The 15059-nt window shown below is 51.6% G+C and carries 15 protein-coding genes; 10 read left to right on the top strand and 5 right to left on the bottom strand.

What is annotated here, in order from left to right:
- Positions 1-174: 174 nt before the first annotated feature.
- Positions 175-1185, top strand: a complete 1011-nt coding sequence (locus H6F59_RS18540) for a hypothetical protein (RefSeq protein ID WP_190703542.1) — start codon at positions 175-177, stop codon at positions 1183-1185.
- 93 nt (positions 1186-1278) lie between these two features.
- Here the strand turns inward: H6F59_RS18540 and H6F59_RS18535 are convergent, their stop codons facing one another.
- Complete coding sequence (locus H6F59_RS18535; RefSeq protein WP_190703538.1) at positions 1279-1968, bottom strand: phytanoyl-CoA dioxygenase family protein; 690 nt, start codon at positions 1966-1968, stop codon at positions 1279-1281.
- A gap of 122 nt (positions 1969-2090) precedes the next feature.
- Positions 2091-2360 carry a hypothetical protein gene (locus H6F59_RS18530; protein WP_190703535.1) on the bottom strand — a complete coding sequence of 90 codons (270 nt, stop codon included), beginning with the start codon at positions 2358-2360 and terminating at the stop codon, positions 2091-2093.
- Between the two features lie 271 nt (positions 2361-2631).
- Here H6F59_RS18530 and H6F59_RS18525 point away from each other — a divergent pair, with 271 nt between their 5' ends.
- Positions 2632-4611, top strand: coding sequence for an acetate--CoA ligase family protein (locus H6F59_RS18525; RefSeq protein WP_190703531.1), 1980 nt, complete (start codon positions 2632-2634; stop codon positions 4609-4611).
- Between the two features lie 524 nt (positions 4612-5135).
- On the opposite strand, the gene H6F59_RS18520 is transcribed toward H6F59_RS18525, so the two are convergent.
- A complete protein-coding gene (locus tag H6F59_RS18520) occupies positions 5136-6242 on the bottom strand; it encodes an alpha/beta fold hydrolase (RefSeq protein WP_190704287.1) in 1107 nt (368 codons plus the stop codon).
- A 689-nt stretch (positions 6243-6931) separates the two neighbouring features.
- Here H6F59_RS18520 and H6F59_RS18515 point away from each other — a divergent pair.
- The 8 genes from H6F59_RS18515 (at position 6932) to H6F59_RS18480 (ending at position 12841) form a co-directional block, all read left to right on the top strand.
- On the top strand, positions 6932-7273 hold the full coding sequence (locus tag H6F59_RS18515; protein WP_190703528.1) for a cupin domain-containing protein: 342 nt from the start codon (positions 6932-6934) through the stop codon (positions 7271-7273).
- Between the two features lie 171 nt (positions 7274-7444).
- Positions 7445-8380 (top strand): phosphate/phosphite/phosphonate ABC transporter substrate-binding protein, encoded by a 936-nt coding sequence (locus tag H6F59_RS18510; RefSeq protein ID WP_199325868.1) that lies wholly within the window; start codon positions 7445-7447, stop codon positions 8378-8380.
- On the top strand, positions 8380-9222 hold the full coding sequence (gene phnE / locus H6F59_RS18505) for a phosphonate ABC transporter, permease protein PhnE (protein ID WP_190703526.1): 843 nt from the start codon (positions 8380-8382) through the stop codon (positions 9220-9222). The genes H6F59_RS18510 and phnE overlap by 1 nt, the downstream gene beginning before the upstream one ends.
- 4 nt (positions 9223-9226) lie before the next feature.
- Positions 9227-9961 (top strand): phosphonate ABC transporter ATP-binding protein, encoded by a 735-nt coding sequence (phnC, locus tag H6F59_RS18500; RefSeq protein WP_190703522.1) that lies wholly within the window; start codon positions 9227-9229, stop codon positions 9959-9961.
- Positions 9962-10071: 110 nt separating this feature from the next.
- The gene (locus tag H6F59_RS18495; protein ID WP_190703519.1) at positions 10072-11037 is read left to right on the top strand and encodes a DUF4432 family protein; all 966 of its coding nucleotides are present in this window, start codon (positions 10072-10074) and stop codon (positions 11035-11037) included.
- A gap of 66 nt (positions 11038-11103) precedes the next feature.
- Complete coding sequence (locus H6F59_RS18490; RefSeq protein ID WP_190703516.1) at positions 11104-11385, top strand: hypothetical protein; 282 nt, start codon at positions 11104-11106, stop codon at positions 11383-11385.
- A gap of 389 nt (positions 11386-11774) precedes the next feature.
- On the top strand, positions 11775-12518 hold the full coding sequence (locus tag H6F59_RS18485; RefSeq protein WP_190703514.1) for a hypothetical protein: 744 nt from the start codon (positions 11775-11777) through the stop codon (positions 12516-12518).
- 89 nt (positions 12519-12607) lie between these two features.
- Positions 12608-12841, top strand: coding sequence for a hypothetical protein (locus H6F59_RS18480; RefSeq protein ID WP_190703511.1), 234 nt, complete (start codon positions 12608-12610; stop codon positions 12839-12841).
- 218 nt (positions 12842-13059) lie between these two features.
- Here the strand turns inward: H6F59_RS18480 and H6F59_RS18475 are convergent, their stop codons facing one another.
- Complete coding sequence (locus H6F59_RS18475) at positions 13060-14130, bottom strand: 3-deoxy-7-phosphoheptulonate synthase (RefSeq protein ID WP_190703510.1); 1071 nt, start codon at positions 14128-14130, stop codon at positions 13060-13062.
- Positions 14131-14230: 100 nt separating this feature from the next.
- Entirely contained in the window at positions 14231-14716 is a 486-nt protein-coding gene (locus H6F59_RS18470; protein ID WP_190703505.1) for a GNAT family N-acetyltransferase, read from the bottom strand.
- Between the last annotated feature and the right edge of the window lie 343 nt (positions 14717-15059).

The following is a 15059-nucleotide window of genomic DNA, read 5'->3' as shown; positions in this document are numbered from 1 at the left end:
ATAAAGACTGGAACAAGGTCGATAAGCATAGGGTTAAAACATCATCATTTAGCCATTTTTCTGGAACTTCTGGTGTCTCAAAGGCATCACTCCACTTGGCCAGTCCAGAAATTAGCTGTGATGCATCGACTTACACTATTCCTCTCACGATTTTTACTCAGTTTATGGATTGTGTTGGCCGCAACGTTTCTATGGTTGCTCGTTCCCAATGCCCCCGATGTACCGGATAACGGTCCCTTTGCCGGAGTATCTATACAGACTGAGCAGAGTGGGCCGCTTCACTTGCCCAATCGGAGCTTCCGCTGCACCGAGACGGAGCAGGAATTTCAGTGCCAGATTGACATTCAAGACCAGTTGTTGACGCTCAACCTAACCAAAGGGCAGGGGTATCCTTACGACTTAAGCAACTGTCGAGCGTCTTATAGCGGACAAGCAGTCGATTGTCGGGAGGCAGGACAGAATTATGCGCCTACCTTGGCAAAACTGTACGAAGTGACGAATTTGAACCTGAGCCCGCAACAAATTCAATCAGTTAGACAAACCTATTGGGGCATCAATACCCTGATGCAAGTGGGTGAAGTGCGGCTGATATGGATCAGCGCAGGACTTTCCATAACCGCAGGGATCAGTGCAGCCTTTTTCACCTGGCTTCACTCTGGAGTTTGGAGCAAGGGATTTATTAGCTTTGCCTGTGGATTTGGAGTGTATCAGTTAGTTGAAAGATTTCTCGGTCGGGTGCCCTTTGATGTTGTTACTCCCTATGGGCTCACGCCAGATGACTGGGTTGGGGTTGTTCGGGGAGGCGCGATCGCCGCTGGTGTTGTCGCAATGCTGCTTACAGCTCTCTTCCTATGGAAACGAGTGAACCGCTTTGGCCGGGTTTTAATTAGCCTAATTACTGGTGCTGGAATCTTTAGCCTTGCCTGGTGGGCATTTAGTTGGAATGTTGGCTATGTGCTGCCTCTGTTTGGCTGGGCAAATCAGTTAATACAGCGAGGGCATCTATTGGCTCTGTTTTTTACATCCCTTTCGGCGCTTGTAGCGATCGCGGCTGTAATTTTGATCTGGATATATACAAACTCATCTATCCGAAAATTTCTCTGTCTCGGCAGTGGTTTTGGTGCAGCCGCCTTGGCCTCTCATCTGTTCATGTATCTTCTCCTCGATCTGGGATACACAGACTAAAGGGCAATTGGCAGTAAACATGCGATCGCATCCACTTTGGCTACATTGACTCATTTCTTCTTTTTCTATGTGCCACGCGCGCTGCCAGTCGCTTCATTCGAGTAGATAGCGCACTGTTGCCATCATGCGAATGCTTGTCGTCGAATTAATAGAAGGGGTATGCAATACCCTCATGTCCATCAAGTACAGGTCACCAGCTTGGCCAGCCATTTCTACAATCGATAAATCACTACTGCGCAATTCTTCCTCTATATCGCCTTTTTCCCGTAATACTTCGCGGATTCTGCTTAACTCGCTGTGGTTTTTTAGGAGGTGTGACCCAGCCATTGCCAATGTGGCACCACCATGGGGTTTAACATCATCAATCAAGACAAAAGCTTGAATTCCTGGCACAAGATCTGGGCTTGAAGAAGAAATATCGGTGTGCCAGTTCAATCCATTGAGTGTCCAGCCGCCCTGATTTGGCAGAGAAATTAACAGCTGGCTCTGGGCTTGTACTACTTTCGATTCGGTCAATGAAGCTATGGTAGAAGATGCAGCTTGAGTAATCACTTTGGTGTGAATCTCATTCTGCTTTATCATCCCAGATAGCTTTGCTATCTGCTGGAAGGCAGGCATTTTCTTGATGGAGGCCGACATGGCTTTTCCGGAAGACCATAGCTTCAACCTCTTTAATTCATCTAAAATATGCTCTTTAATTGGTCCAACTTGATTTTTCGTGAGAGTTTTCTTTAGAAGGATGTACCCTCTTTCTCGAAAAAACGATTTCTGTTCAGGCGTCATATTCTTACTCGAATGTACAAAGGGGCATAACGATTCAAGCTCAGCGACGAAGGTGCGAAGCGCACGAATTGCAACCCCGGCAATTCTCTGTTATTCGCTACATCACATAGTTTGGTCATCGCTCATACGACAATCTCAAACATGAAGCCTAAATTTCGTCTCTCCTGTACGAAGCGGTGGGCTTCTGACCAAGTATCATCAGGCAAACCACCGACTGACAAATCGAGGATGTGCTCCATCATCGGTTGAGTAGTTGTCTCAGTGATTACGAACGAATCAACACCGAAAATTGGTTGCTGCTGCTGCCGCGCTGTTTCAATGAAAGCAAGTGCATCGTTAGCATTTAGCATGGTACGCCAAAGACGAATCTCTCTAAAGGCAATCAATCGCATCGGGTCATCTTTAGACCCAAACTCATCTTATTGCTCCCCGCAACTTGGCACATTGAGCAGCCGTTTAAAACTTCAGGTCGCAATGAAGCTGACACAGCGGTGAAGCACGTCGAAGTCGCAGTAAAGCTTACGGACCTTGCGAGAAAGCGTAATGGGGCTGCAATGAAGCATACTGGCGCGGCGGTGCAACGCAATCAGAGGTCAATTTGCCAACTACACGCCGCAGTATCTCAAATTGAAGGTGCCATATAGCAATATTTAAAGTTTTCTCATGCCTGCGGTACAGGTCGTGGCAAGGAATCTCTGCCTAGAATGGGGCGTATTTGCTTTGGAGGAGCAGGTGATTCTCGATCAACTTCCAGTATCCCGCGTGAACGCTCGCAGCACCGATGCTTTTGATATTCACAACAGTCGGTTTTGTGAGGGCAGTAATCCTTACCTCAATACAGCGGCGTTCGTTTTCGACTTTGCCCTCTCTGGAAACAGCGATCCGTTGCCATTGGAGGTTTATATCGATGCGGTAGGCGATCGCTACCCTCACCTCAAAGAGCACACCTACGACTCCTTTGCCCACCTCTTTGCCCAGGTGTCCGCCGAGGTTAACCGACTCGACATCGGACTATACCTGCACCGCTGGAGCGTGACCCACCGGGGCGATCGCTGCTGCATTGCGATCGAAGCTCTCCACGGTCGCACGACGCGATCGGTTGTCTACGCCGTGTGGGACTGGTTTGAGGCCATCACCCAAGACCACCAGTTCTATATCGAAGACCAGGTTGAAGTCTTTCAAAGACTGTTTCGGCAGTCGGTCTACGGCGGTCCCACCGTGTATGCGCTGCTGCGTACCGCCCATGACAAGGGAATTCCCGCATTTTATCTGTGGGATGAAGGACTAATGCAGTACGGCTACGGCAAAAAGCTGGTGCGCGGCGTAGCGACTACCTTTGATACCGATAGCCACTTAGACTCAGACTTCACGACCCGCAAAGACGACTGCAAAGCTTTTCTCAGCACCCTGGGTTTTCCGGTACCCAACGGAGAAATTGTTGCGACCCGTAAGGAGGCTCTAGCCGCCGCCGATCGAGTAGGCTATCCCATTGCGGTGAAGCCGGTGACGGGGCACAAGGGCGAAGGGGTAACCGCAGACGTGCGCGACGACGAGGAGCTAGAAGTTGCTTTTGATCGCGCCGTCGAGGCCATTCCTGAAGACCAGCCGGTAGAAGTGATTGTTGAAAAGAGCATTGCGGGCTCTGACTTCCGGATTTTGTGCGTCAACGGTCGCTTCGTGGCTGCCATGGAGCGCCGCCCCGCTTCTGTTACCGGCGATGGCGAATCCACCATCAGTGAACTAATTCGCGACGCTAATAGAGCTGCCAACCGCAGCGACACACCGATGTCTCCCCTGGGCAAGATCAAGGCCGACGGTGCCATGGAGATGTACCTGGCTGAGCAGGGGTTTAATCTGGAAAGCGTTCTAGAAGCCGATCAGACCGTTTATTTGCGCAAGGTGGCGAACCTTTCTGCTGGGGGGGTTAGCATCGACGCCACACCCACCATTCACTCTGACAACGTGATTTTGGCCCAGGACATTGCTCAACACTTTCGGTTGACCTGTTTGGGTATTGACGTAATTACCCGTGACCTATCGCGATCGTGGAAGGACGGAAATTTCGGCATTCTTGAGATCAACTCTGCGCCGGGAATTTCGATGCACCTCAACCCCTCTGTGGGCGATCGCGTCGATGTCACCTCCCCCATTCTGGAAACCTTCTTTCCCGAAGACACCAAAATCCGCATTCCAATCATCACGTTTAATCGGGTTTCAATGCGCGATTTGCAAGAGCTGATTGACCATCTGCTGTTGCAATATCCCAACTGGGTAATCGGTGCGGTGTGTCGAGAAGGTGTGCTCATCAACCGTTCTGAAAAGGCCTTGAGCCCCAACTACAACGTCAATGTGCGCAACCTGCTGCGCAACCCCAGGCTCGACATGCTGATTGCAGAATATCGAGGCGATATCTTTGAGCAAGACGGTATGTTCTACTCGGGCAGCGACATGGTTGTCCTAGATAATCCCACCGAAACCGAGACCCTGCTGACCCGCGATGTCTTGCCCCATTCAACCATTGTGGTACGCGAGGGCAACAATGTCTCAATTCGCCGCGAGGGGCTGATTGAGCAATACCGTTTGGGCGGATCAGAGCCCTTCAGCCGCGTTTATCTAAAGGAAACTGGGACAATTTTGGCCTAATGGCAATGCGTTGTTAGATACAGGTATGAATCAAAACGGCAACGTCTCTCGTAGGGGCAAACGGCGGTTTGCCCCTACCCGCATTCAGGCTTCAATTCAGCAATCCCAACGGTAAAGCTTAGCGGTGCACAACTGGTGATTACGAGACTTCTTGTCTGTGCATTAGCGGTTGCGCTCACTTTACAGGTTTTATCCCAAATCCTATCTGTATACCCCCAACTTGTAGGGGCATTGCAGTGCAATGCCCCTACAGAGTATCAGCTTTAAATCAGGGTTCTGTATGTAGGATTCAGTATTAGTTTTAATTCAACCTAGTAGTTTGCTAAGCCGAAGCTGACAAAGGAAGGTATAAAATTCCAGGTTTATGGCCTATCTTGAACCTTATATCCTGAACCTTTGTTGGTAGAGCCCATTAGAATTCAACTTAGTTAAGTACTAGGAGCATTAGCAATTCTAGAAAGCTGTGTTCCCTGTCGATAACTTGAACGTCATTCCGGTGCAGCAGTATTATTGTACGGTTAGGTTCATTTTGATTTCAAGCAAGCAGTGCTAAAAGCCCGAACAATGTCTGAAAACTGTTGATTGCGCTCCATTAGTGCCATGTGCCCTCCTGGCGACAGCATGCTTAATTCTGATTGAGGCACTTCTGCACTCATGTGTTTGCTGGCAAAAGGTCGTGTAGCAATGTCGGACTTACCAACAACAACAAGCGTGGGAACGGAAATTTTAGGCAACGTTGCTGTCTCATTAAACTTAAACATTGCTAGAACTCCTCGGGCCAAAACTCCTGGTGATGACTTAATACCAATTAAACTAGAAAAATTAAGCTGTCCACGAGTCTCTGTACCTGTAAAGCCAGATATTTTAGTTGTGAGCAACACCGAACCATTCAAATAGCTTAACCAGCTAGTGAGCCATAGCAGAGGAGAGAATGCGATCGCCAGGTGCAGCAACGGCTCTAACAGAGGTTTTTGCAGCGCCATTAGCAGTTTGCTGAAAATAGTGGTTTTAAGCGGATTAGTATAGGTGCTATCGACAAGAATTAAGCCTGCAACTTGCTGCTCTAAGCGTTCTGGAAACAGGCGACTAAAAGTCAGCAGGATCATACCTCCCATGCTGTGCCCTACTAAAATGGCCGGCTGATCGTCTACTAGAGCCAGCACTGCCTCTAAGTCGCGGGCATACTTCTCTAGGGAGTAGTCTCGGTTTTTTGGCTTTTGAGATTTTCCTAAACCCGGTAGATCCCAAACAACCACGCGAAACTGATCGGTGAGCTGCTTTTTGGCGTAATACCAGGCTGTGCTGTCGGGTCCCCAACCGTGAGTCAGAATCAGGGTCGGAGCGCGATCGGGCCCGTAAAACTCGACTTCAATTTCGCTACCATCTGGTCGAGCTAAACGTTGCACTCGTTTGCTGCGCAGCGGTGTAGGTTCATCCTTTCCAGGACGGTGCATTAGCAGAATGGGCAGAAATCCTAGAAATGACCACAGTAATAGTCCTATGCCCAAATATAGCCAGCGATCGCTGACGAAATTCCCTTCGTACCACTGATAGAGAATGTAAGATCCACCTCCAAGAATGGCAACTACTCCCAGATTAGACAGCAAACGTAACAAAAAATCGAGGGGCATGAACATGACAGAGTTCAACCTTCTGAGGCAATGTGTAAGAGATTAAAGCGAAGATCTAAACAGGCGCAAGCCTCTAGGGTTAGAAATGAAGATTTTTTGGATTGAGCATTAATCAGATTTCAGGCTCAAAATTGAAAAAGTCTCGTATTCAACATGTTTATGACTTCATTCTGGTTTATGGCAAGCTATAGGATGGGCATGAACCAAGAAAGTCAAGTTTGGCTCAAGTGAAAGACATTTATACCCACCGCCCTACTATTTCGATAACAACGTAGCTGTCTAGATAATTCAACCAAAACGGAAAATTTTCTCACCGCAAAAACCCTTATTGCCTGCGATTTCTTTGACCCTATTCGACCATAGTTATCCGAGAGAATAGAAATGCCTCTATTCACCGAAAGAGGCCAATTTAGTAATACTGATTAGGTGGCACAGAACACTTTATCTGCACGTGTCTAAAGAAGACTGGAACAGACTTGGCTTAACGGTGAAGTCGCCCAGCAGCCAAAGCCAGGCTCCATCATTAGAAAGATGCTGCCTTGCCTTAAGTTTCTTAGAATGCGGTTGCAAAGAATTTAGCCAGGTATTGCCAGGGTTGCCTAGCAGCGCACAACCCGCGCCAACGCTGTGGCCTTGGCCCATGTATGCCTACTTGCTGAATCTAGCTGAAACCGCTAAGGCATAAAATTATGAGCGATACAACCGTTATCAAAGTCACGTCTGAAGCGGCACCGATCGGTGCCATGGGGCAAAAGCATCTGGCTCTAAGCAAAAAATTGGCTATGCGGCTGTGGGAAAATGAGCAACCCGGCGAGACCAAGCCCGAGACCCAACGGCCCTACGAGGCGATCGGCTACGTCATCAGCGGGCGGGCTGAGCTACACCTCGAAGGTCAGACGGTTGTGCTAGAACCCGGCAATTCCTGGGTTGTCCCTGAAGGCGCGTCTCACACCTACAAAATTCTGGAACCCTTCACCGCCGTTGAGGTGACCACGCCTCCAGCTGTGGTACACGGCCGCGATCAGGCTTAACGCTGGTCGCTTAAGGTATTGCCGCTGGAGTCGATGGCTAGTTCCTGACCCTTTTGGAGCTAGGGGACATTACGATGCGTCTAACTTACTCATTTTCTTTTGATTAAAAGCAGCCAGTGAGGCGATTTAATAGTCTCTAGCAAGCTAAAAATGCCCCCAAAGAAGATGTGTATGAATAGATTTCGCCTCAAAGGCTGGCTGAGCGCTTGGCTAATCGGATTGCTGGCTCTGGTTGTTGTAGTCGCCTGTGCGCCTCAATCTGACAATCAAACTACTACTGATTCAGCCGCTCCTGAGGCGACGCTGACAGAACTCAAGTTTGGTGTTGGCCCCTACTTTCCAACCCCAAATGAGAACCGCAAGCAGTTTGAGCCGCTGTTTGAGGAAGTGGCCGGGCAGCTAGATTTACCAGCCGATGTGACCGTGGCCGACGACTGGATTGGCATTTCTGAGGCGCTGCGATCGGGCACCCTAGACGTCGCTTGGCTGGGGCCTTGGGGATATGTGTTGGCCCACCACAACGAGCCGACGCTGGAGGCGATCGCAACCGTTAAGTACAAAGACAAACCAACCTACTACTCGGTGCTGATGGCCAAAGCCGATGCCCCCTTTGACACGTTGGATGAGGCCATTGCGCTCAGTCAGCAGGGGCAAAAGCTCAAGCTCAGCCTGGCAGACGTGGGTTCCACCTCGGGCTGGCTAATTCCCCAGGCGGAGTTTAAGCGGCGGGGGTTAGATCCCGAAGCGGTGTTTGACTATAGCGAAGGGGCTAGCCATGCCGCTCAGGCGATCGCGGTGTTGAGCGACCAGACCGATATTGCCTCTGACTACGATCGCAACCTGGACGTGCTGACCGAGCAGGGCAAGATCGACAAAAACCAGCTCAAGATCATTTGGCAGTCAGAGCCGCTGCCCAATGACCCCATCGTGGTGCGGGGCGACTTCCCAGCCGGGCTAAAGAATAGGCTACAAGATGCGCTGGTTAACCTCACCCCAGAGCAGACCCAAACCCTGTTGCCCAAAAACTACACCGGTTTTGAGGTCTCCGACGGCAGCAACTACAGCCCAATCGAGGCGGCTGGCAAATCTGTTGGCAAGCTGGAGTGATGGAGCCACCATCCAATAACGGCAGTAGCCCTAGTACCGATTTTGACGTGCTCTTGCAGCGTGAGTGGCAGCGGCAGGGCGGACTCTGGCAAATTCTTCAGCAGGGCTTTTGGGGGGTGCTGGCGGTGGCGGTTGTCATCGCTAGTGCCCACGGAGCCGAGGTCGATCCGCAGCAGTTTTGGGCGCGGCTGCCTCAGATGGGCGAATGGCTGGTGCGGCTGTTTCCACCCGATTTCTCAGAGCTGCCCAGCTTCTTAGGGGCAATTTGGGAGACGTTGGCGATCGCCATTATTGGTACGGGCGCGGCCATAGTCGCGGCCTTGCCTTTGGCCGTGATGGTGGCCCGCAACGTCACCCCGTTTAGCTTGCTGTCGCTGCCGTTGCGGAGCTTGCTCAATCTGCTGCGGGGCATTGATACAGCCATTTTTGCCCTGTTCTTTGTCTCAATTGTGGGCCTTGGCCCTTTTGCCGGGGCGCTGGGGGTGGCTCTGCACACGACCGGGTCGATGGCCAAGCTCTATGCCGAGGTGTTAGAGACCCTGCCGCCTGAGCCGATCGAAGCGGTAGAAGCAACGGGGTGCGATCGCATTCGCACCTTTACCTTTGCTGTACTGCCCGAAGCCTTACCAGGGCTGATCGGCATCACCCTCTATCTGTGGGAGTTCAACGTGCGATCGTCGGTGATTTTAGGGATTGTGGGTGCGGGCGGTATTGGTTACGAGCTGCTGGTCAGCCTAAAGCTGCTAGATTTTCCTCGGCTCTGCACGATTTTGCTGCTGATTTTGGCCATGGTTACGTTGATCGATGCCCTAAGTGCCCGGCTGCGGCAGCGGTTAGGATGAAGTCATGCTGAGCATTGAACACCTTTCTAAGGTTTACGACCGGAATCGCACTGCCCTCGACGACATTAGCTTTCAGATTGAGCCGCACACCTTCACCGCTATTTTGGGACCGAGTGGGGCGGGCAAAACGACGTTGATGCGCTGCATTCTACAGCTGATCAAGCCGACGGAAGGCCAGGTTTACTTTCAGGGCCAGAACCTAACCACTTGCTCCGCCCGTGAACTGCGGCAAGCTCGGACCCAAATGGCCACCATTGCTCAGCAGTTCAATCTGGTGCGACGCCGCACAGCGCTGGAAAATTGCTTGGGCGGACGCTTGCAGGATCTCTCCCTCTGGCGCTGTTGGCTAAACCAGTTTCCGCCAGAGTTACTACGGGAGGGCATGGCGGCACTGGAGCGGGTGCAGCTTTTGGATGTGGCCTTTCAGCGGGCGGATCGGCTTTCGGGTGGACAGCAGCAGCGGGTGGCGATCGCCCGTGCCCTCACCCAGCGAGCGAGCCTGATTTTGGCTGATGAGCCGGTGGCTAGCCTAGACCCCGAAACGGCTCACACGGTTCTGGGGCTGCTGCGATCGCTCTGCCGCAACGAAGGCCTGACCGTAGTGTGCAACCTGCACCAGGTCGATCTAGCGCTGAAGTATGGCGATCGCATCCTCGGCATCCAGGCGGGGAAATTAGTGCTCGATCGCCCCACTAGCCAGGTCAGTGCAAACAGCCTAGATTTGATTTACAAGTCCTAAATCAGCATTCTCTACTGAACAGCGCAAAATCTCTCTTTAGGTGCAGTAAACGGCCGGGGACTGCCCTGTAGCCTTTAGGGGCAGCAAGTCAATAAGGACTCAGTGTAGGAATGGCACTGGAAACAGTAGAGCAAGCCCAGCTTCTAATCCTAGAAAATTCTCATATTAAGCTCACGATTCGCCCCGACCTAGGGGGACGGATCGACCAGCTAGAAGACCTGCAAACGGGGCATGCCTGGCTTTGGCACCCAGCTGGCTACGCGCCTGAAGCAACGCGATCGCTAGCCGTTGGAGCTTCTTTTGACGATGAGTGGACAGGCGGCTGGGATGAGGTGTTCCCTAACGATGCCGCTGGAGAGTTTCAGGGACGAGATTTGGCTGACCACGGCGAGCTATGGTCGCAGCGATGGGAAATTTTGGACAGCTCACCCCTCAGCCTGAAGCTGGGGTACCAGTGCCAAACCGTGCCCGTGCGGGTCGAAAAAACGATTCAGCTCGATGCCGAAAAGCCAGAGGCCAGACTGATTTACTCGTTTCAAAATCAGTCTGAAGCCGAGATTCCGTTTTTGTTTAAGCACCATGCTGCGATCGCGATCGAAGCTGGCGACGAAATATCACTGCCCGACTGCTGGGTCGAACCGGCGTTTTTAGAGTTCAGCAAAATCATTGGCCAGCCGGGCAAAACGCGTTTTCCTCATGCGATCGATGCGAGTGGCGAAGCGGTTGATCTGCGGATTATGCCGCCACCTTCGTCGCAGCTTCGAGAGTTTTACTACACGTCTGAGCTAGCGCAAGGGTTTTGCGGTATTCGTCATCAGCGCAGCCAGTCGTCCTTGCTGATGACCTTTGATCAAGCCGACTTTCCCTATGTGTGGATGTTTCAGAGCTATGGTGGGTGGCAGGGCCACTATGTGGTTGTGGTAGAACCCTGCACGACTCTCCCCTCTGATCTAGAAGAGGCCTGTCGCAACGGCACAGCGGCGGTGCTAAAACCCCAGGAGAACCAGCGCCGCAGTCTCACAGTGCAGCTACAGTGCGAGAATGAGCATGAACCCGAGAGCCTAAAACTGGGATGATGCCCCTGCTATGATTTGCGGCTTGCGGCCGTTTCATCACCGGCTTCATTGCCCGGAGGTTCCAAGATGCCCCTACCTGTCATTATCAACAGCTTGGTATGTGTCGCAGGAACCGTGCTTGGCGCTCTGTTTGCCGTAGCGAGCATTATTAGCATCGCAAATATGAAAGTGCCCTGGGTCAACTTACTTCTGGTCGCCGCGCTACTGGTTCCCGTCATGTTTGTCGTCTCTGGGGTCGGCGTGGCAATAGCGTATGGCCGGTCGCCGCAACCAGTTGTCTTTGGCTTGGTTGCGCTGCCATGGCTCTACGGCACAGGCTTTGTGCTGCTGATGCTCAAATCTTTTTAGGGTTAATGCCCCCGCTGGCGTTTGGTTGCCAACTCAGAGACCGTTTATTCCGCCAGCTAACCAGTCTTTTGCAGTATAAATAGAGCCACAGTTCCTAAGCCCCAACAGGTTCGCTTCTTCTGAACGGTTCACAGCTTTAAAGATTGAATGAAGTAGCCTGTTCCAGGCCGGTTGCTTGAAACTTCTAGATTGTGGGGAACATCTATATTAAGCAGACCTAATTATTCTTAGGGTGCGTCATCGCCGCGGGTGATACACCGAAACTGACTCTAGCAGTGTGTGAGTTAGCTTCAGCTGGTGTTGATCACTGCCGCAACACATCCTTCACCATCGTTTAATTAAGGCTTTTTACTTATACAAGCAGCCCAACTTTTGGGGGATCAAGAGCAATGCGTAGAGCAGTATTATTTCTATCAAGATTTTTATCCAGTTTATGGATAGCACTAGCCGGTGCTTTTCTATTTTTACTTCTGTCTAATGCTCCAAGTGTGCCTAGCACCACCCCCTTTGCTAGTGCAGCCATTAGAGGCGAAGACAGCGCTGTCGTTCACTTGCCCAATAAGAGTTTTACTTGCACAGAAACAGAACAGCAATTTCAGTGCCAAACAAAAATTCAAAATCGTTCGCTAGACCTTAGCCTAACTAAAGGAAACGACAATCAATACTACTTTAGTGATTGTCGTGCTTTGTATGATGGGCGATCGCTTAACTGTCAAAAAACAGGGCAAACCTATGCCCCTATATTGTCCGATATATATGAGATTACCGATCTAGGATTAAGCTCTCAGCAACTACAGGCTGTCAAGCAAGACTATTGGGGAATCAATGCTCTCATGCAGTTAGGTGAACTACGTATCATGTGGATTAGCGCAGCTCTGTCTATTGGAGCAGGTATTATTGCTGCGTTTTCGACCTGGGTGAAACCCGGGAAATTGAGCAAAGCTTTTACAAGTCTTGCCTGTGGATTCGGCGTGTATCACTTAGTTTGGGGTTTCCTCGGTCGTGTGCAGTACGACTTGGTAACGCCGTACGGATTTACGCCTAACACTTGGGATTGGGTTGTCAATGGAGGAGCGATCGCCTTAGGTGCCGGAACAGCTCTGGCCACCGCTTTCTGCTTTGGCAAAGGTTGAATCAATTCACCAGGATTCTAATCAGCATTGGCATCAGTGCTGGGATCTTTAGTCTCTGTTGGCAGTCTTTGATGTGGAATTCACACCATGTGCTCTCTTTTTTAGGTTTATCAGACAATGCCTTGGTTCAGCAGGGGTATCCACTAATGTGGCTTGCTACAGCCATTTCGATTGCTCTAGCAGTTGCCGCTGCTATTTTGCTTAAGCTGTACACCAATCAATCCATTAGAAAGTTTCTCTCCCTGGGCAGCGGCATTGGTTCAGTAGCGCTAACCACAAACTTTTTCCTGTTCGTTCTATTGAGTTTGGGTTACGCAGATTAAGGTGTTTGGGCAAATACCCTAATGAGGTAGACCGACGATTTGTGAAATTGCTGAGTGCAAGGATGAATCCAAAAGTTTGACCTTTTGCAGGGGCAAACGACTGCTCGCCCCTGCAAAAAATTCGCGCCTCAATTCAACAACGCCATTCACAAAGTTGTAGGGGTTCGCACATCGGGGCAGCCAACTAAGGCAGTGGCCCAACTTATGGATAATTTAGCTTAACTGAGAGGTGCGGTTTGCAGCGATGGCTCTACTGCGCTAGCCAACTTCCGCAGCATTGCGGCGGTAGTGTCGAAGTCAACACAGGCATCGGTGATGCTCTGGCCGTAGGTGAGCTGCCGCAAATTGTCGGGGATCGATTGACTGCCTGCCTTCAGATGGCTCTCGATCATCACCCCGAGAATGTGGCGTGAGCCGTCGCGCACCTGGGCTGCAATGTCATCCAACACATTAGTTTGGCGGTTGTGGTCTTTATTGGCGTTGGCGTGGCTGCAATCAACCATCATGCGGTGGTTGAGCTTAAGCTTAGCCATTTCTTCAGCGGCTTTGACCACATGGTCGGCGCTAAAGTTGGGACCATCTTTGCCGCCCCGCAGCACTAAATGTCCGTCAGGGTTGCCAGTGGTGGTGACAATGCTAGCCAGACCGCTCTGGTTAATGCCCAAAAAGTGGTGGGGGCGGCTGGCGGCCACCATGGCATTCATCGCGGCTTGCAGACTGCCATCGGTGCTGTTCTTAAAGCCGATGGGCATCGAAAGGCCCGAGGCCATCTCGCGGTGAGTCTGGCTCTCCGTAGTGCGAGCGCCGATCGCAGTCCAGGCAATCAGGTCGGCAATATACTGCGGCGTCACCGGGTCGAGCAGCTCGGTGGCGGCAGGCAGCCCTAGGTGGGCCAGGTCGAGCAGCAGCTTGCGGGCTAGGCGCAGGCCGGTGTTGATGTCGTAGCTGCCGTCGAGGTGAGGGTCGTTGATCAGACCCTTCCAGCCGACGTTGGTACGCGGTTTCTCGAAGTAAACCCGCATGATGATTTCGAGCTGGCCCGAGAGCTCGTGGCGCAGGTTGACCAGCTTTTGGCCATACTCATAGGCGGCGTCGATATCGTGCACTGAGCAGGGGCCGACGATGACGAGCAGGCGACGGTCTTCGTTGTAGAGAATGTGGCGAATGCGATCGCGTGCTTCAGCCACTAGCGTTGCCGCCTCTGCCGACATCGGAAACTCGTGGTGCAGCAGCGCTGGGCTGACTAGAGGGCGAGTCTCAACAACGTGAAGATCCTGGGTTTGGTGCATTGAATTTTTGGCCTAATAAATATCGGCTCCACCCCGGAGCCGCCTATAAAATGGTAGCTTACCTTACTCCTCAGAGGAGTTATGGGCCGGGGGCGAGTTCTTAACCAACCGTGATTTCGGCAGGTGCTTCAGCGGGATGGTTGAGGGAAGGCAGCATCTCGATCTCGGCACTGTTGTAAAGCACCATTGTGGTCGAGGCGTTTTCTTCAAAGCCAATGCGCTTGTAAAACCCCTGCTGATGGGTCGTCATTAAGTACACTCGCTCGACTCGGCTCATGCGGGGGTGAGCCACCAGGGTTTCAACCAGCCTGCGACCTAGCCCGCCGCCCTGGTAGTCGGGCGAGATCACCACATCCCAAATGGTGGCTCGAAAGACGCCGTCGGAGGTGGCGCGGGCAAAGCCAATCAGCGTAGCGCCATCCCAAGCGGTAACGACGGGGTAGCTGTGGGCGATCGCCGTTTCCATATCCTCCCGGGTGCGATCTTTGGCCCAAAACGCCGCCGCCTGAAACAGCCTCACCAGCTGATCTAAATCCTCAGCAGAAAACTGATTAGCGTACTTAAACTGAATAGCGCTGCAATCCATCAACAACCTGCTCACATCCCAATCAGGGCTAAGGTTCAGTGGGGTTAGCTTAATCGCAAAAACACACTGGTTCTGTCGCTTAGTGAGCGAAGAACTACTCTGCCAAGGTAGACAATTCACAGCCGAATCAAGCTCTACCGGCTTATATATTTGCGCGAGCAAAGTCGAGGGTGCGCCCAGCGCTATGCTCTTCAGACAGAATAAACAGAATTTTTGGATAACGGTATACCAAAACTCGATTTCTGTTGACATTGCTAAGAAGCCCTGACAACTGCATGCAAGAGGGAGGATAGGGTGTGTGGTGCAGGGTTCAAGGTATAGGGTCTAGGGGTGCTCCCTGAAC

It is taken from the genome of Nodosilinea sp. FACHB-141, assembly GCF_014696135.1.
Classification (GTDB): Bacteria; Cyanobacteriota; Cyanobacteriia; order Phormidesmidales; family Phormidesmidaceae; genus Nodosilinea.
The sequence above is the reverse complement of the archived record's forward strand: the minus strand, read 5'-3'. Positions and strand labels throughout refer to the sequence as shown.